The sequence below is a fragment of the Senegalimassilia faecalis genome (assembly GCF_004135645.1).
Taxonomy (GTDB): domain Bacteria; phylum Actinomycetota; class Coriobacteriia; order Coriobacteriales; family Eggerthellaceae; genus Senegalimassilia; species Senegalimassilia faecalis.
The window spans coordinates 858580-875737 of the sequence record NZ_SDPW01000001.1; the positions used below are offsets into that span (position 1 = coordinate 858580).

14 protein-coding genes are annotated in these 17158 nt (G+C 62.8%); 3 read left to right on the forward strand and 11 right to left on the reverse strand.

Annotated elements, in window-relative coordinates; genetic code table 11:
* Positions 1–23: 23 nt before the first annotated feature.
* The 9 genes from ET524_RS03625 to ET524_RS03665 all read right to left on the reverse strand — a co-directional run bounded on the left by ET524_RS03625 (position 24) and on the right by ET524_RS03665 (position 9873).
* A complete protein-coding gene (locus tag ET524_RS03625; RefSeq protein ID WP_129423381.1) occupies positions 24–821 on the reverse strand; it encodes a hypothetical protein in 798 nt (265 codons plus the stop codon).
* A complete protein-coding gene (locus ET524_RS03630) occupies positions 814–1929 on the reverse strand; it encodes a 4Fe-4S binding protein (RefSeq protein ID WP_201738641.1) in 1116 nt (371 codons plus the stop codon). The genes ET524_RS03625 and ET524_RS03630 overlap by 8 nt, the downstream gene beginning before the upstream one ends.
* 5 nt (positions 1930–1934) lie before the next feature.
* Positions 1935–2612: a 4Fe-4S dicluster domain-containing protein gene (locus ET524_RS03635; RefSeq protein WP_118351045.1), complete on the reverse strand. Its 678-nt coding sequence runs from the start codon at positions 2610–2612 to the stop codon at positions 1935–1937.
* Positions 2602–3360: a TorD/DmsD family molecular chaperone gene (locus ET524_RS03640; RefSeq protein ID WP_201738642.1), complete on the reverse strand. Its 759-nt coding sequence runs from the start codon at positions 3358–3360 to the stop codon at positions 2602–2604. Before ET524_RS03640 ends, ET524_RS03635 begins: the two co-directional genes overlap by 11 nt.
* A 165-nt stretch (positions 3361–3525) precedes the next feature.
* Positions 3526–4344 (reverse strand): DmsC/YnfH family molybdoenzyme membrane anchor subunit, encoded by an 819-nt coding sequence (locus tag ET524_RS03645; RefSeq protein ID WP_129423382.1) that lies wholly within the window; start codon positions 4342–4344, stop codon positions 3526–3528.
* Between the two features lie 14 nt (positions 4345–4358).
* On the reverse strand, positions 4359–4985 hold the full coding sequence (locus ET524_RS03650) for a 4Fe-4S dicluster domain-containing protein (protein ID WP_129423383.1): 627 nt from the start codon (positions 4983–4985) through the stop codon (positions 4359–4361).
* Positions 4986–4997: 12 nt separating this feature from the next.
* Positions 4998–7715 (reverse strand): molybdopterin-containing oxidoreductase family protein, encoded by a 2718-nt coding sequence (locus ET524_RS03655; RefSeq protein WP_118351051.1) that lies wholly within the window; start codon positions 7713–7715, stop codon positions 4998–5000.
* 223 nt (positions 7716–7938) lie between these two features.
* Entirely contained in the window at positions 7939–8661 is a 723-nt protein-coding gene (locus tag ET524_RS03660) for a hypothetical protein (protein WP_118351053.1), read from the reverse strand.
* Positions 8662–9069: 408 nt separating this feature from the next.
* Complete coding sequence (locus ET524_RS03665; RefSeq protein WP_201738643.1) at positions 9070–9873, reverse strand: type III pantothenate kinase; 804 nt, start codon at positions 9871–9873, stop codon at positions 9070–9072.
* A gap of 325 nt (positions 9874–10198) precedes the next feature.
* Here ET524_RS03665 and ET524_RS03670 point away from each other — a divergent pair, with 325 nt between their 5' ends.
* The 3 genes from ET524_RS03670 (at position 10199) to ET524_RS03680 (ending at position 13464) form a co-directional block, all read left to right on the forward strand.
* Positions 10199–10897 (forward strand): response regulator transcription factor, encoded by a 699-nt coding sequence (locus ET524_RS03670; protein ID WP_129423385.1) that lies wholly within the window; start codon positions 10199–10201, stop codon positions 10895–10897.
* Positions 10898–10974: 77 nt separating this feature from the next.
* Positions 10975–11946 carry a sensor histidine kinase gene (locus ET524_RS03675; RefSeq protein ID WP_201738644.1) on the forward strand — a complete coding sequence of 324 codons (972 nt, stop codon included), beginning with the start codon at positions 10975–10977 and terminating at the stop codon, positions 11944–11946.
* A 405-nt stretch (positions 11947–12351) separates the two neighbouring features.
* Positions 12352–13464: a 3-oxoacyl-ACP synthase III family protein gene (locus ET524_RS03680; protein WP_129423386.1), complete on the forward strand. Its 1113-nt coding sequence runs from the start codon at positions 12352–12354 to the stop codon at positions 13462–13464.
* Between the two features lie 496 nt (positions 13465–13960).
* Here the strand turns inward: ET524_RS03680 and ET524_RS03685 are convergent, their stop codons facing one another.
* A complete protein-coding gene (locus tag ET524_RS03685; RefSeq protein WP_236648246.1) occupies positions 13961–14554 on the reverse strand; it encodes a biotin transporter BioY in 594 nt (197 codons plus the stop codon).
* Between the two features lie 857 nt (positions 14555–15411).
* Entirely contained in the window at positions 15412–16941 is a 1530-nt protein-coding gene (locus ET524_RS03690; protein WP_129423388.1) for an MATE family efflux transporter, read from the reverse strand.
* Positions 16942–17158 lie beyond the last annotated feature (217 nt).

Genomic DNA, 17158 nt, shown 5'->3' on the forward strand with positions numbered 1-17158 from the left:
GAACCCCGCCTTCCACCCGTACTCTACTCGGTCGCAGCAATGGCGCCGAAGTTCTCCAAGCGAATGCCGTAGACGTAGTCGTCGTCGCTCCAGTTCGGGTACAGCCCCTCATCGGTCGGCGTCACCGACAGCGCGTCGATGCTCTGGCCATACCAACGGTTGCCGTCCTTGGAAGCGTCCGACGCCGCGGCGAAATGCCAGCCCATCGTGCCGAAGTTGTCAACGTCGAACGCGGTGGCGCCGTAGGCTTTTTGGACGTCGGCGTAGGAATCGCCCACTTTCACACCGGCAGCCGTCTGGAACGCCACGCCCGAGTTACCGTCGACGGTGATGCCGACAACCTGGCAATTTTCCCACGATGTATCGGCGCTTCCCGTGTTGACCAGATGCAGGCCGACCGTCTTGCCGTCGGCGCCGCTCAAGACAAACCCGTTGGCCGCCGAAGCACTCCAGTACCGCTGAGCCGCCACCGTCAGATCCGATTTCGGTGCCCAACCGGCATCAGCGAATTCCGATGCCGCGCAAGGCAAGGTGAAGGTCTTGCCCTCAAGCGTGAACGTGTAGATGCCCGAAATCTCACCGGCCGATGGCGTTTGCGCGTCGTAGGCGCCGTTGTCGACCCATGCGTACTCCGGCGCTTTGTACGCGCCAACCGTAGTGCCCGACGCGCTGGTGGAGTCAGAGGCGCTAAGCTGCTGCCCCTGCTCGTCGGCTGCACACCCGACCAGGCAAAACGCCAACGATCCCGCGGCCAGCGCCGCTACCGTGGCGCGAACCAGGGTGCCGCGCCCGGCGGCGCGATCCGCGTGCTTGCTATTCATGAGCTTCTCCTTTGCTCTCGATATTGCTTCCCGCCACCTCAGCGACGGTGCATTTACCCGCGTCGGCTTGCACAACCGGCGCGGCTTCGGTTTCGCTTGCATATGATTCACCGGCAACGGCCACAACGGACCGCTCGCCGCTTTTCGGAAAGAAGGGGAACGCAATAGCCTGAACAGGGCAAACGTGTTTGCATTCACCGCACTTGACGCACTCGCTCAGGCGCGTGGTCGGCGCCCCGGCGTGCAGATCGATGCCCTCGGGACACGCCTCGGCGCACTTGCCGCACGCGATGCCCCTGGAACCCTGCAGGCATGCGTCCTCGTTGAGCGTGGCCCGAAACGTCCTGTTCCCGCGAGCAATAAGCCCCATCAGCGCGCCAAGCGGGCACAGCGTATGGCACCAGCGTCGCAGCACCACCGCTTCGATGATGAGGATGGCCGGGAACACAACCAGGGAAAGAGACGCTTCGCCGAACTGGATGGCCCGCCACAGGCAAATGATGGTGGCGAACGTCAAGCCCACAGGGCAGACCAGGCAAAACACCGGGAACCCGAAGGCCGCCGTTGTCAGCACCGCGCCGCCAAGCACCCACATGCGCGAATCGCCTGCGCCGCCACGTTCGGCATCGGGCGCATCATCGGGAACCGACCGCCTGCGTGCAAGACCCTTGCGCGCCGGCTCTTCGGCAACGGCGCCGCCGTTGGCAGACACGCCAGCCGCCTTGCCCGCCTGCGCCTTTGCCGCCGCGCGCTCGCGACGCTCGTGCGGCGTCTTCAGGCCGAACAACGCCCGCAGCAGCACCATCGGGCAGCCCCACGAGCAGAATGCACGGCCGACCAACAGCACCACCGCCACGGCGATGATCAACCCGATAACGCCAGCAGGCACGATGGTACGCGAGGCGATGGCGGCCTCCACCGCGCCAAGCGGGCAGATTGCCGCAACGCTTGAGATGCCCAGCATGGAAGGCGTGCCCGTACCGGTGTGGAACGCCAGCCCAACGCAAGCCAGCGCAACAAGGCACAGCGCGCACAGGCGGCGCTTCGTGCGCGGCAACATGCCGCCTGCGCCCTTACCGCTCGACTCCGAGCGCCCTTGCTTCGCCATGCCCATCACCTTCCTTCCCCGTCGACCAACGTAGAACCGATTGCCTCGTAGGCCGAAACGCTTTCCACCACGATTCCGCGGCGCGTCCCGCCCGAGAACGTGCCGTACACCAGCGCGGTACACGCGCACTCGCAGGCACCGCAGCCATTGCACAGCTGGGCATCGATGACCGGCCGACGATCGCCGTCGAAGGTCAGCGCACCGAACGCGCACGAATCCTTGCAGTTCTCGCAGCCCAGCGTGTATGCCAGGCAACGGTCGCGCTGCACAACGGCAACGCCGATTTTGTCGCAAGCGGGGTCGAAGGCGCCTAGCGCGCCGGTCGCGCACACCTCCTGGCATTTCCCGCAGAAATCGCAGTAGCCGCGATGAAAGTTCAGCTTGGGCGTGCGCGCCTGCAAAAAGCCATCGTCCACCGTGGCCACCGACACGCACCCGGTCGGGCACACGCTTCGGCAGCGGTCGCACTTCAGACACGCCGCATGCAGCAGCGCCTCATCCTGACCACCCGGCGGACGCAGCAAATCGCCCTGACCGGCGAAGGCCTTGCCAGCCCCACCTACGGCAGCGCAGGCGGCGGTGGCGGCGCACAGCCCGATAAACGCGCGACGCGTTACGCGCCCCCGCCCGCCTTCGCTGAAAGACGCGCTGTCGTCTGCAGAATGCGCAGGCTCACGCCGCATCGCCGTCGGCCTCCTCTCGATCGTCCATCCATGCGCTGCGCACCTCGCATTCGGGCCCCGCGATGCCGAGCGCATCGGCAATCCCGTCAAGCACTTCGCGTTCGATGGCCAGATAGCCGCGCACAAGGTTCGCCACGCCGCGGTAAAAATCGGTCTGGGCGTACTGATCTATGGCGTCGCAAAACTCGGGCAGCCAGTTCTCCTGGTGAAACTGCAGGAAGCTGCGCTGCTTGGACACAAGCTCGCGCAAACGTTCGATGTCGCCGTTTTTAGCGGCATCGCTTGCGCGCTCGACAAGCGTTGCCGCGAACTGCAGCTCAAAGCCCAGATGGTCTTCCGGCGTGGTGTTGTCAGCCGGCAGGTCCATGCCCTCAGAGCGGTAGTAGGCCAGCGCCCCATCGCGAGCGTCTTGCATAAGCAGGCGCTGCTTGCTTGTGAACACCGACTCATAGGGCGGGGCCAGCACGTGGTCGTAGGTGCCCGCGCCCAAGAACGTATGGGCATAATCAACCGCCAAGGTCTGAGCAGTGGCACGGTTGCGGTGACGCAGGTACTCCACCATCTGCGCATAGCCCTGCGCCACCTTCGACCCGTCGCGTTCAAACTCCAGATGAGCAAGCCGCTCGATCTGATCGTCTTTCAGCTCGTACAGAAACAAGCTGGCCAGAAAGCGGTCGAAAGCAGCGCGGGCCTCGTTGGCCGCGACGATTTCCTCCATCAGCGTCTTGTCCATGACGTTCTCGCTCATTGCGATGCTCCGTTCCTCTACTTCGCCGCCAAAGCTCGAATGCCCGACGGCGCGCGGCCTGCCGCCGCTTCCCCCTTTGCGGCATGCCGAGCCCTGCGCACAGAGCCGCGACAACTTGCCGCAGGGTCGTGCCCGCTTGTGCAGCAGGCACGACCGCAACCATTGCTAAATCGCCTCGCCGAACAGCGCCATAAGCGCCACCGAGGCCGTCCACATCAAAACGCGGTACGACACGGACCCCACGAACCCGCCGATCATAGCGGTGACGCCAGCGGAAAACGCCAGCTTCGGCGAACGCGCAACCAAGATGCCGCACACGCCCGGGACCACGCTGCCCACGGCAACCACGGCAATCCAGAACAGCACCGTCTGGTCATTGAAGGCCGCGCCCGAGGCAAACCCGTAAGCCGCCCCGAGCACCAGCGACGCCGCGCCGGCAACGGCCAGCTCAACGCCGGCTACCTTGTGCGCTTCGTCGGATTCCTTGAAGTAGTAGCCCACCAGCATCCAGATTGCGGCGCCAGCCGGAATGGCGGTGCCCAAGTACCCAAGCGGCAGCGTGATGGTGTTCCACGCCAGCTGCGATGCCATCATGTAGGATGAACCGCAGGAACAGGTGAAGATGGGCCCCATTGCGATGGCAAGCACAGCGACCGCCTTGCGCGCGCCGGCGGAAACCTCGCGCTTGACCAGCAGGAAGAACACAACCGCCAGCACGGCGTCTATGCCAATAAGCAGCGCTTCAACGAAAATGCCCGGTGCCGGGTGCTGCAAAACCCACAGCACGTGGTCGACATGGGACAAGTGCGTCACCGACGCCACGCCGCCGACGGCCAACAACACGGCGGCCAAAACGCAGCCGACCATAAGACCCTTATCATTGCGCGCCCTGCCGAGGAACTCGTTGAGGCCGATGAAGGCGAACAGCCATGCACCCGCGCCCGAGATGGCCGTGAACAGAACGAGCGACCATTGGATTTCCATTGCTTCCTTCCCTTCTATGCTTCGGGATACGCAGCAGTCTGCGGAGCCGTGCGAGGCTTCACGCGTTGCTGCCATTCGCCAATCGATGTGCTGAGAATGTAGTGCGTGCACGGGCCGTTGCCCTGGTCTTCGAGCGTGTGGATGGCCGAGTCATCGTACTTGGCCAGCTCCTTAGACACGTCGGAGTTCGGGTCGTCAAGATCGCCATAGAAGCGCGCGCCCGAAGCGCAGCTCTTCACGCAGGCCGGCAGCTTCCCGGCGCTGGTCAGCTGGCCGCACAGCGTGCACTTCTCAACGCACTTCTCGGTCTTGTTCCAGCTGCGCACGCCGTAAGGGCACGCCATCATGCAGTACTTGCAGCCGATGCACTTCTCCTTGTCCACCAGCACGATGTTCGTGTTGGGGTCGCGGTAGCTCGCGCCGGTCGGGCACACGTGCACGCAGGGTGCCTCCTTGCACTGCTGGCACATGGTGGGCAGCGCATAACGGGTCATGTTGGGATATTCGCCGACGGGTCCAACGGTCAGCACCTTGCTCCAGCGCTGGCCAAGGGCCACGTTGTTCTCCATCTTGCACGCGATTTCGCAGCCGAAGCAGCCCGTGCAGCGATCGAGGTTGACGACGATGCAGTTATGGGACATGGTCATAGCTCCTTATTTCGCAGGCGCGCCGTAATCGAACACGTCGTCGGTGGGGTCGGAATACTCGGGCAGCCACGGCTCGAATTGCTCGGGCTCGGTCCACACCTCGTTGAGGATGGCATCGTTGCTGGGGCTTACCTTCACCTGGAAGCCGCGCAGCGTATAGGTGCCGTACTCGGGGTTGTACGGCGGGTCGTTCTTGGTCAGCACGTTGATGTTCATGACCTTGTAAGCCTGGTCGGGGTGGTCGGAGTCGAGCAGTTCAGGTGCCCAGAAACGCTCCTGGTACACCACGCCCTTCGCGATGGCGGTGGTAACGCGGGCGCGGCCGTGGGTTTTGCCGCGGCGCGATTCGATGTCGACCCACTCACCGTCGGAGATGCCGTACTTCGCGGCGTCGTCGGGGTGGATCCACATCTCGGGCACGGGGTAGATTTCGCGCAGCCACGGAACGTTGCGCAGGGTACCGTGGTGGTACATCGGCAAGCGGCCCTCGGTCAAAACCAACGGATATTCCGTATCGGTCAGCGGACTTTCCGCCGGCTCCTCGTAGTAGGCCAAAGGCTCGTAATCCTTCGACGCCGGTTCAAGCGTCAGATGCGCCGTCTCGTCGCACTGCGCCCATGGGTAGCCCGTGCGGCCAAGGATGATGTTGGACTCGCAGTACACCTCAAGCTTCTTCGACGGCGTGCCGAAGCCCTTGGGCTTGCCCGTACCGTCATCATTGAGGTAGGTGTAGTACGTGCGGTACTCCTCGGGCTCGGCCCACTTGATGACGCCTTCCTCGCACGCCTCGTCCCACGTCATGTCCAGCTTGTTCAGATGCTGAATTTGCTTCTCGTATTCGTTCTTGTAGAACGGCGTGGTATGGCAAGCGTCCTTGTCGAACGCCTTCGGGCAGTGCTTGTTGCCCAGCTCCGCGCACTTCTGCACGATCTGGGTCCAGATGATGCCTTCCTCGACGCCCTCGAACAGATGGGTGACGGCCTGACGCATGACGATGGTGTTGAGCTGCGGGATGGGCAGGTTCGTCTCAAGCCATTCGGTGCAGGGCAACAGGTAGTCGGCGCACATGACGGAAAACGCCGTGGGATACATGAAGATGTGCACCACCGTGTCCAGGTGCGGGACAACCTCGTCCAGACAGCTTGAGTTGCCAAGCACCACGTGCTTGTTGCCCGAACGCTCGATCCACATGTGAATCTGATAGGGGTCGCCGTACTGCATAGCGCGCAGCACGCTGGGGATGTGCGCCATGTCCCAGCAGATGAGGCCTTTGTGCTCCAAGTAGCCGCAGCGCTTGCGGACCTTCGCCTCGGTAAGCAGACGCGGGGTGTTGCCCAACTGGTCCTTGCACGGGGCGCTTGCGAACTTTTGCAGCATCGCACCGGGCTTCTCGACGTTGCCCATAAGGAACTCAAGGTTCAGCGCGCCCAAGGCCGACTGCTGAGACTGCGGGTACTGGTCGATGGCAACGCCCTGCATAATAGCGGACTGGCCATCGGGATCGGTGTAGATTTCCAGAGCCTTCTCGATCTGGGCGGCGTCAAGCCAGCAAATCTCTGCCGCCTTCTCAAGCGTCCACTCCTCGCAGCTTTCCTTGAGAAGCTGCCCGCCGGACTTGCACTCCAGCCCGTTGACAACGTGCGTGCCGAACAGCTCGGGGTCGACATCGGTATTCATCGGGAAATCCGTGACCACAACAGGCTGGTTGGTGTTGGCGTCCCACACGACGTAATCCTTGTCGGTGCCTTCAAGCCCCGCTTCGGTCGCCTTAAGTGTCAGGCGCGTTTCGGGGTTGATAAGGTACGGCATGTTCGTCCAGGTCTTGCAGAACTGCTCGTCGTACTTTTTCTTGTCGATGATCCAACGCGTCCAGGCCAGAAGCAGCGCCACGTCGGTGCCGGGGCGGATGGGCAGCCACACCTCGGCCTTGCTTGCATCAAGCGTGTAGCGCGGGTCGATGACCACAGTGCGTAGGCCCTGCGGACGGGCGCGCAGCTCGGCTAGGCAGCGACCGCCGGTGGCCACCGAGGAGTTAGACGGGTCGGTGCCCCACAGCACGATGGTAGTGACCTTGCAGTCATCGAAATAGAAGTCCCAGCCGTTGGAGTCCGAGAAGCTCAGGTTGTTCGGTTTGCCAGCGCCGTAGGCCAAGATAGATGCCGCCATACGCGGCAGATAACATTGCGAGCAGCCCGGCTCCCACACGTTGGGTGTATTGATGGCCTCGCCGAAGCGCTTGACATTGGAGAAGTGGGGATTGCCGCCGCCGCCCGTCGAAACGCTGATGGCCTCGCTGCCGTACTTGTCCGACACGCGGTTGATTTCAGTGCAAATCTCGGTCAGGGCGTCGTCCCAGCTCATGCGCTCCCAGTTGTTCGTGCCGCGTTCGCCAACGCGCTTCATGGGGTACTTGTTGCGCATGGGGTTGTACAGCGCCTGGATGCCGGACAGGCCCTTGGCGCACACGCCGCCCTGGCTCATGGGGCTTTCAGGGTTGCCCTCGATCTTAACGACGCGGCCGTCGCGCACGTGCGCCAAAACCGCGCACGATGCGATGCAGGCGCGGCAGGAAGTCTTGTAGATCTTCTCCTCCCCCGCTTGCTCGGCATAAGCGGAATCGGCCTTGGTGAAGCAGCCTGTGGCTTGAATGCCCAGGCCAGCTGCAGCGCCCAAAGCCCCTGCCGCCTTGACGAAGCTGCGACGTGTCATCGTTTGGTTCGTCATGTGATGCTCTCCTCCTCGTTTTTCTTGCTTTTCTCGTTTTCTTCACTCGGCGGCCCGTCCGCACGGATTTTCGCCGCAGCGGCCCTGGGCATTACCGGGAGAATGCCTTGAACAGATGTTTTGCGGCGCCTGCTACTTGCGACGGCGCTTTCAATGGATGTCGCCGGAATTCCGGCTGAAGGGCCCCTCGGGCAAGAGGGGGTGAGGGGTGCCCGAGGGGTTATCAGACTTCGGCCATGGCTTGGCCGTGGGTGGTTATGGTCCAAAGGCCGTCGGCCCAGCGAATGCCGTCGACGGTTTCCAGGTTCGAGACGAAATGCCCGGCATAGACGGTTTTCGGGGTGCGCATGGCGGGGATTCCCGCCAACGCCTGCTCAATGTCATCCATGGAGATGCCCTGCTCGCACAGCGAGAGGACCTTGCGATAAATGGCGCGGTAGCTGGATGGCTCGCCAGCAAGCATGCGGCCATAGCGCTTCACGGGATCGAAGTCCGCAAGCGCCTCGCGGCCGGCCTCGGTGATGACGAGCAAGTAGTCCACCGGCTGATCGACCAGGGCGGGCTGCGCATCGCCAGCAGAAGCGTCAACGCCTGCGGCAGCGGATTCTGCAGGTTGCGGCTCTTCGACGGGAATCTGCTCGAGCGCGCCGGCCTTAACGAGCAACAGCGACAACGCATGCGCGTTCTGGTGGCTCAACTGCATCACGGGCAGGTCGTAGACGTCGTCTTCGATATCGCGATACGGACGCGCCTCGTTGCATGCGCGAAGAATCTCAAGCATGGGCAACGTGTTCGCATGGTTAGCGGTCAACGCACGCTCAACGCGCAAGCGTGCCGCCGCCGGGTCTTCGGTTTTGGCCGCAGCCACGGCTGCGCCATCTTCCGGCCTCGGTTCAGATGCGTTCTGAGCCGCCGCACTTACTTCGATGTCGTCAACGTTGTTCATGCTCGGTTCCCCCTTCTATCTTGCGCCCCGTCCCTCTTGCAGGGCACGACCGAAATTCTAGGAACAGCACCGCAACGCGGGAAACGCCCGTTCTCGGGTGAAATATCGGCGTGGCCATCGCCCGTTTTTTGGCGATTCGCAAAGCGCCCAGGCGAAGCGAAAGGTGTCATCGCAATTGGTGACGTCTTGGTGATTCGCTAGCGTTTTACCTGATGAAATGCTTGGTGATGCCTTCTTATGCCCGCGTTTCCCACCTGTCGAACAACAGCCTTCCGCGCACTTTCGCAAGCAACGACTTCGGCACTTGGCGCATCGCCCCTTTCGCACGTCCGCGCAAGCCGCGCTTCCGAAACCCGCCCAAACGCAAAAACGGCCCGGTTTCCCGGGCCGTTTGAGGCGTCGCGTTCGCTATTCGTTCGGGCGGCCGTACAGGCCCGTTTCATCGTGCGCGATGAAGTTGTCGTACACCAGGCGAAGGCCCTCGAGCGTAAGGTCCTGGTTCACCTCGTTGATGGTGCGCGACAGCGGAGACACGCGCGGGGCAAGCCCGCCGGTGCCGATGACGGCCGTTTTGTAGCCCAGCTGGTCGAAAATGCGGTTGACCAGGCCATCCACACGATCAGCCTCGCCGTAGACGATGCCCACCTGCATGGCCTGCTGCGTGTTGCGGCCAATGGACACGTGCGGGTTCACCAGTTCGATGGCGCCCAGCTTCGTTGCGTGGCTGAACAGGGCCGACGAGCTGGTTTCCACGCCCGGGGCAATCACGCCGCCCACGAAGCTGCCCGTGCGGTCGATGACTTCCATATTAGTAGCGGTGCCGAAGTCAACCACGATGACCGGCGCGCCGTACAGGCTGCGCGCGGCCACGGCATCGGCCACGCGGTCGGCACCGATCTCGCGCGGATTCGGATAGCCCGACGCGTCGAACAGGTCGCCCGCCGTTTCGGCCGAGCACACCACGGCGCGATGCCCCAGCATCTGCTTAGCCGCCGTGCACCACGCATCGGTCAGCGCCGGCACTACCGATGCCAGGCACATGCCGCCGATGTCCTGGAACGAAAGGCCCTCGGAATTCAGCAGCGGAATCAGCTTCACGCGCAGCTCGTCGCACGTGTGGTGCTTGTTCGTGGCCACGCGCCAGCGATGGCTCAGCTTCTTCCCCTCGTACACGCCCACCACGGTTTGCGTGTTGCCAACGTCGATTGCCAAAAGCATTCTTTCGCCCACTCTCTCACGTACTGCCCAGAACGCCGCAGCTTGCAGGCATTGCCCGCGCTGAATGCGGCGCCCATCTCCCTCAAGCCGGCGCACGCCGGCCCCTTCGGGCTTTTTCGCGCGCACAAGTATAGCAGTACCGCCACCCCTATCAGCCCCGATGTTGGCAAGTAACGTGTTTTTGACGGGAAGCGAACACGGGCAGCAATGCGAGTATAGTTGTGTCGCAAGAATGGTACGGAGACGCGGGGCGCGCCCCCTGCGCTGCCGGGAAGCGCCGCGGCGACACGTGCGGCGCGCGATACGAAAGAGGCCCATCATGAACGAATCGCCTTCACGCATCTTGGTTGTCGACGACGAGCCGTCGATCACCGAGTTCGTCGGATACGCCCTGAAGAAGGAAGGGTTCGCGCCCGACGTCGTTGACAACGGCGAAGATGCGCTGGCCATGGCGCAGAAGAACGACTACGACCTGTTCGTACTTGACATCATGCTGCCCGGCATGGACGGCTACGAGCTGTGCCGCCGCCTGCGCGCGAAAACGTCGGCGCCCGTGCTGTTCCTTTCGGCGCGCGACACCGAGCTTGATAAGGTGGTGGGCCTGGAAATCGGCGGCGACGACTACCTGGCAAAACCGTTCGGCGTACGCGAGCTTATCGCCCGCGTCCGCGCGCTTTTGCGCCGCAGCCAGGGCAACGAGATGGTGGGCGTCAACAACCACGCCATCACCGCCAGCGGCATCACGCTTGATGAGGATGCGCACACCGCCACGGGCCCTGCCGGCAACATCGACCTGACGCCGCGCGAGTTCGAGCTGATGGCATGTCTGATGAAGAACGCCGGCAAAGTGGTTTCGCGCGAGGAGCTTTTGCGCGACGCGTGGGGCTGGGAATACCTCACGGAAACGAAAACCGTGGACACGCACATCAAACGCCTGCGTGATAAGATTGAGCAGGCCGGATACGATCCCGGCCTTGTGGAAACGGTTCGCGGTTACGGATACAGGTTCAAGCTATAAAACGGCTGCAAACATATTTCGCGCTTTTGGCAACGCTGCTCAGCTTGCTTGCGGCCGCTGTTGCCTTAGTGACGTGCATGCTACTGTTCGACGCGTCCATCCTGTCGCTTTTGGTGCTGGTGCCCATCAGCGTGGTGGTGTTCTGCTTAAGCCTGCTCATCGGGCATTTCCTGTCCGAGCCGCTCAGCGATTTGGCGAAGAAGACGGCCGCGTACCGCAACGGCGCCGACATCCCGTTCGAACCCGACGGGCGCATGCTTGAGGCCGACCAGCTGACGGTGGACTTCAAGCAGCTGGTGCAAACCACGAAGCAGCAACAACACGACCTGGCCATCAAAGAGCAGCGCCAAAACGAGTTCATCAGCGACGTTGCGCACGAGCTGCGCACACCGCTGACCGCCATCCGCGGCAACGCCGAGATGCTGACCGACCCCGACCTGCCGCCGTCGCTGCACGACAAGTTCTGCGACATCATCGTGAACGAAAGCGAGCGCTTAAGCCTCCTGACGCACGACCTGCTGACGTTGCAGCGCATCGAGAACTCGCCCATCCCCGAGGAGATGCAGCGCGTGAACCTACGCGAACTGGCCAGCAACGTGGTGGACGCGCTGCACCCCATCCTGCAAGATAGGCAGGCGAACACCCTGGTCACGGGCGAGGCGCCCGATGTGCTGGGCAACCCCGACAGCCTGCGGCAGGCCATCACGAACCTGGTGGAGAACGCCAGCCGCTTCATCCAGCCCGGCGGGCACATCACCGTGGAGCTGGCCGGCGTGAACGGCAACTCCGTGGTTGCCGTGAAAGACGACGGCTGCGGCTTCGGCGACGTGGACCCCAAGCTGCTGTTCGACCGCTTCTATCGCACCGACGCCAGCCGCACGCGCGGCACGGGCGGCACGGGCCTGGGGCTTGCCATCGTGAAGTCCATCGCCGAAGCGCACGACGGCACGGTGGAAGCGCTCAACCTGCCTGAAGGCGGCGCGTGCTTCATGATCGCCATCCCGTCAATTCCCGCCGACATTTCGGAGAAGAAGGTTACGCGGAAGTAGTGGGGGCAGGACGATTCGCGAAGGCAGGAGCGCTTTCGCCAATTACGCGGAGCGAACCACTCAGGGTTCAATCGCAAACACGCTTCAACTGTGCTGTCCGCAAAACTTGCTGGCGATGTTTTGCTGTAAGAGCTTTCGCGAGAGTGCGAGCTCGTAGACCGGTGGCAGCTCCTGCATGTGTAACGTCCGCGTGCACTTTGCGGCAATCTCGCATCGCCATGAGCAGAATCGGGCCAGAATGCGGCCGCCTGTCGCGGTTCTTGCTTCACTTGTGCACTAATTCCGGTGCGCTTCTCTAGGAGACGTGAGGATTCGCGGGCGCCCTGCGGGCCGGTGCTATACTCGGGTGCGTTTGACACTGCACCATTTCCGGGGCGCGTCGCCCCGCATTCCCTAAGGAGCATCATGGGTTGCACCATCATCGGCTGCGGCAAGAAGCTGCCGAAGCTTGACGTTGCCAACGACGAGCTGTCGAAGCTGGTCGACACCAGCGACGAATGGATTTCCACGCGCACGGGCATTCGCTCGCGTCGCGTGTGCGTGAACGAAACGAACGTCGACCTGGCCGAATGCGCTGCACGGCAAGCGCTTGGCTGGGAAGAGGACGGCTGGGCCGCACGCCGCATTGCGCCCGAAAAAATCGACCTGGTCATCTTCTCCACCGTCACGCCCGACGCGCTGCTGCCCACCGGCGCCGCCGCCATCCGTCGGCGCTTGGGGCTGGTCAACGCTGCGGCGCTGGACATGAACGCCGCGTGCACCGGCTTCATTTACGGGCTGACCATCGCCGAGTCCATGATGGCTGCGGCCGCCCCAGGGGCGCCGGGCGCTGCTGGGCGCAACCCCATTCGCCACGCGCTGGTCATTGGCAGCGAGCGGCTTTCGCGCATCATCGACTGGAACGACCGCAACACGTGCGTGCTGTTCGGCGACGGCGCGGGCGCGGCCGTGGTTGAGTGGGACGAGACGAAGCCGGGCATCTTGTCGTGGTTCATTCGCAACGACGACGATGTCGACAACGCGCTGACCTGCATGAACGCATTCGACACGCCGCAGCCATTCACGGAAGCGGGCATCGACCCCGCCGCGCTTGAGCTGCCCGACCCCAGCTTCGCCTCCATCCATGACGAGTACGAGCAAACCGAGCGTATTGCCGCCGGCGCGCCGCACCAAGTGCTGCACATGCACGGGCAGAAGGTGTTCAAGTTCGCCACGAAGGCCATGCCCGACGCCGTGGAAGAGGTGCTGCGCCGCGCGGGACTTGGCATCGACGACGTGAAGCTGATCGTGCCGCACCAGGCCAACGAACGCATCATCAGGTACGCCGCCAAGCGCATGAAGCTGCCGCTTGAGCGTTTCCAGATGTCTATCGCGCACCGCGGCAACTCGTCATCGGCGTGCATTCCCATGACGCTGTGCGATGCCTACGAGGAAGGCCGCATCCAACCCGGCGACAACGTGGTGCTCGTAGGCTTCGGCGGCGGCTTCACCAGCGGCGCCGTGCTGTTCCAAGCGTAGGGGATTTGCGAAAGCAGAGGGGCACCCGCAAGGGGCCCCTTTTTCGCGTGCAGCAATGCTTGCGCTATCCCGTTCCGCGACATGGAGAGGGCTTTCCTGTGCCGTTTCGTGGACAAGGTGGGCGGAATCGCCCCGCGCACGCGGAGCCCCGCTCCCCTAGCGCCCAAAGTCGAGGGGTGCTCGCCTCATTCTAGCGTCGAGCGAGAGCTTGCCTTCCCCGCCCCGTAGCGTCGAACGAGAGCTCGCCTCCCCCGCAGGATCGAACGAGAGGTCGCTTCTCCCCCACCCCGTAGGGTCGAGCGAGAGCTCGACCATCAATAGAAAGCGCCGAAGGCGCGCCGCGCTTTTTCAGCGTGACACGCCTTCGGGATAATGGTGACGCGCCCTTTGGGCGCTCTTTTATTGGTACCGAGCTTTCACTCGGCGCCACGAGTTCTTACCGCAATCGCAAACCGATTTGCCGGCGAATTGCGTCTCGCAGCTTCGCCGTCCCCGCTTACGCGCGATGGCTCACCGCGGCGTTAACGGCGCGGGCACAGATGACAGCCGCAACCAGTTTCGCCAGGTCAACCAAGATAAACGGCGCCACACCAGCTGCGAACGCCGCTGCCGGGCTCATAGCCGCCACAGCCATAAGCTGCGCCCAGCCGCACACGTAGGCCACGGCCAAGAACACCAGGCCCGTCAGGAAATCGATGGCGAACGCGCGGGCACCCTTCGCCTGCCCGTCGCGCGCAAGCACGGCCTTCAGCGCGAAGCGCACGGCAACCGCCAGGCCCACGCCCAGCAGGTAGCCCCACAAGAAGCCGCCCGTGGCACCCGCCAGCACACCGATACCGCCACGCATGCCGCTGAACACTGGCACGCCCAGCGCACCGAGCACCAGGTACACGGTAATGGCCGCCACGGCCTCTTTCGGCTGCAGCACCAGCACCATGAATGCCACGGCGAAAATCTGCAGCGTGAACGGCACAGGGCCCAGCGGCACCGTCACCCACGCCGACACGGCCGTAATGGCAACGGTCAACGCCACGAACGCGATCGAACGCGTGCGCGACCCAGCGGCCGCCTTCTTCTGAACCTGCTCCACGATTCTCCCTCTTTCCTCTTCCCACGCTTCGGGAAGCCATCCCTGCAGCATGTGCCTCAGCAAGCAGCGCAATGCCGAACAGGCAGCACCACGCCCTGGCAGACACGCAATGCCCCAACAAGGAGCACCACGCCCCCGCAGACACGCAATGCCCAACGAGCAGCGCATATTTCAGCAGAAGCGAGCACTCTTCCGAGCAGTGCAACGATTCCGTAATCAGCGCACCATGCCGGCAAGCAATACCATGCTGCAGCGGGCGATGCGACCCGCGCATCTACCCTTTTCCTATAGGTTGCGGGGGGAATTGTAGCATGCACAAGCTGCCCGAAAACCGCACAAGCGCAAAAACGGCCCCGCAACGGCAAAAACGTTGCAGGGCCGAAACAAAACTTCCGCGCTCGAACCCGAAAACAACCGACAGTCGACCATGCTCAGCGAAAAATCGCTCATGTATGTGATTTGCCGGCAGAAGCACCTGTACACCCATTATCAGCAAGCTTCTGAACTGGGGAAACGCCAACGCAAATTCACTATATCCCGCAAACATCTCGTTAAATCACATACATGAGCGATTTTTCAAATCAAATCATCTGAGAGCAGCCATTTACAAGTCCGGGTACAAAGTTGCTCGAGTTTGAGACTTGCTGCGAATCTTCGTTCAAGCCACATGTACCTACTTTTGTGACCTGGGGAAACGCTGCGCTCTTTTACCTCCTGCCGTAGATCGACTCATTAAGTCACAAACTCGCGCGATTTTGCGACGCAAGCCTGAGCACAAGCGCAAAAACGGCCCCGCAACGGCAATAACGTTGCGGGGCCGAAACAAACTGGCGACTTATCGCGTTGCTGGCTGCGCGTTAGAACTTCGCTTGGAGCTCGCCGGTTTCCAGCTTCTTCAGGCGCTTCAGCTCCAGCAGCACAAAAATCGCCGTGGTGAAGATGGCCAGGAAGTCTGCCACCGGGCAGGCGAAATACAGTGCGTCGAGCCCCGTATAGCCCGGGAACCACATGGGCATGACCATAGGCAGGCCGATGTACAGCGGAATCAGGAACAAGATCTGGCGCGTTAGCGACAGGAACACCGACTTCGCCGGCTGACCCGTTGCCTGGAAGTAGTTCGAGCCCACAATCTGGAAGCCCACGAACGGAATCAGGAACAGCTGCACGCTCAGCGCGAACACCGTGAACGACTTCAAGTCGGGGTCGGTGATGCCGAAGAACCCGACGATGGGGTCGGCGAACAGATGCACCAGCGCCCACAGCACCACCGCAATGACCGTCGCGCCCGCAATACCCCAGGCCAGCGTCTTCTTCACGCGATTGAACAGGTGCGCACCGTAGTTGAAGCCCAGCAGCGGCTGGATGGCGATGGCCATGCCGATCAGCGGCAACACCACGAACGACGCCACGCGTTGCACCACGCCGATGGACGCCAGCGCGCCCTCCGCGCCGATGGTGCTTTGCGCGCCGTACGCGTTCAGCAGGTTGTTCAGCACGAAGTTCACCGCGGCCATGCCGATTTGCACGGCGAAGCTAGCAAGGCCTAGCGACAGAATCAGGCGCACGGTTTCAGCATGCAGCGGCATCTTATGCAGATGCAGACGCATGGGAACGCCCTTCGTCATGCAGAAATACCACAGCACCGTGGCGCACGAAATGGCTTGGCCGCACACGGTGGCAAGCGCGCTGCCTGCAACGCCCATGCCCATGACCAGCACAAACAGTGCGTTGAACGCCGTACACGCCACGGCGCCGATGATCATGGTACCCAGCGCGCGATTCGGGGCACCGGCCGTGCGGATGAAGTTGTTCACGCCCATGCCGATGCACTGGAAGATGAAGCCAAGCGAGATGATGCGGATGAACTGCGTGGCGTAGCCCCAGTCCTCGGGCGTGGCTCCCGAAATGTCCAGCAGCGCGTCAAGGCACGCGGGGACGAACACGATGATGGCCACAATCACGGAGAAGATCAGGGACAACGTAACCGTGTTGCCCAGGCTGCGCTCGGCCTCTTCCGGCTTGCCCTCGCCCATGCGCAGGGCCGCCAGCGCGTTGCCGCCGTTGCCCACCAGCATGGCGATGGCCATGAACACCGTCATGATGGGCATGGCCACCGTGGCGGTGGACAGGCCGATTTCGCCCATGGCCTGCCCCAGGAAGATGGAGTCGATGACGTTGTACGCGCCGTTGACCAGCATGCCCAGGATGGAGGGAATGGCGAACTCGGTAATCAGGCGCGGGATGGACTCCGTGCCCATGCGGGTGACTCTGTTGTGCTGACCGGCCGCGCCGGACTTGCCGGGCGCGCCTTGCGGAGCGGCGGACGCGGGTGCGGCGGGGGCGCCGGCTGCCGCAGATGCGACCTTCGTTTCTTGCTCTTGCGTCATTACGTGCGTGCTGCCTTTCGAGAACCATATGCTAGCTTGATTTTTGTCAGTTCTTTATTGTACGACCGCCGCGCAGGCAAGGACACACCCGGGCACGTGACAGCGCCGGATTCCATCGTACGTGCATATAGAGGCAGATGGGGAAGAGGTTCCCTTGTTCGGGATTCGGTTGCTGAATTGGCAGTCTGTTGAGCATGGCAAGAATCCGGGCTTTCTG

Coding starts and splice junctions, on each gene's coding strand:
- ET524_RS03625 (WP_129423381.1), bottom strand. CDS start 821: ATGAATAGCAAGCACGCGGATCGCGCCGCCGGGCGCGGCACCCTGGTT.
- ET524_RS03630 (WP_201738641.1), bottom strand. CDS start 1,929: ATGGCGAAGCAAGGGCGCTCGGAGTCGAGCGGTAAGGGCGCAGGCGGC.
- ET524_RS03635 (WP_118351045.1), bottom strand. CDS start 2,612: ATGCGGCGTGAGCCTGCGCATTCTGCAGACGACAGCGCGTCTTTCAGC.
- ET524_RS03640 (WP_201738642.1), bottom strand. CDS start 3,360: ATGAGCGAGAACGTCATGGACAAGACGCTGATGGAGGAAATCGTCGCG.
- ET524_RS03645 (WP_129423382.1), bottom strand. CDS start 4,344: ATGGAAATCCAATGGTCGCTCGTTCTGTTCACGGCCATCTCGGGCGCG.
- ET524_RS03650 (WP_129423383.1), bottom strand. CDS start 4,985: ATGTCCCATAACTGCATCGTCGTCAACCTCGATCGCTGCACGGGCTGC.
- ET524_RS03655 (WP_118351051.1), bottom strand. CDS start 7,715: ATGACGAACCAAACGATGACACGTCGCAGCTTCGTCAAGGCGGCAGGG.
- ET524_RS03660 (WP_118351053.1), bottom strand. CDS start 8,661: ATGAACAACGTTGACGACATCGAAGTAAGTGCGGCGGCTCAGAACGCA.
- ET524_RS03670 (WP_129423385.1), top strand. CDS start 10,199: ATGAACGAATCGCCTTCACGCATCTTGGTTGTCGACGACGAGCCGTCG.
- ET524_RS03675 (WP_201738644.1), top strand. CDS start 10,975: ATGCTACTGTTCGACGCGTCCATCCTGTCGCTTTTGGTGCTGGTGCCC.
- ET524_RS03680 (WP_129423386.1), top strand. CDS start 12,352: ATGGGTTGCACCATCATCGGCTGCGGCAAGAAGCTGCCGAAGCTTGAC.
- ET524_RS03690 (WP_129423388.1), bottom strand. CDS start 16,941: ATGACGCAAGAGCAAGAAACGAAGGTCGCATCTGCGGCAGCCGGCGCC.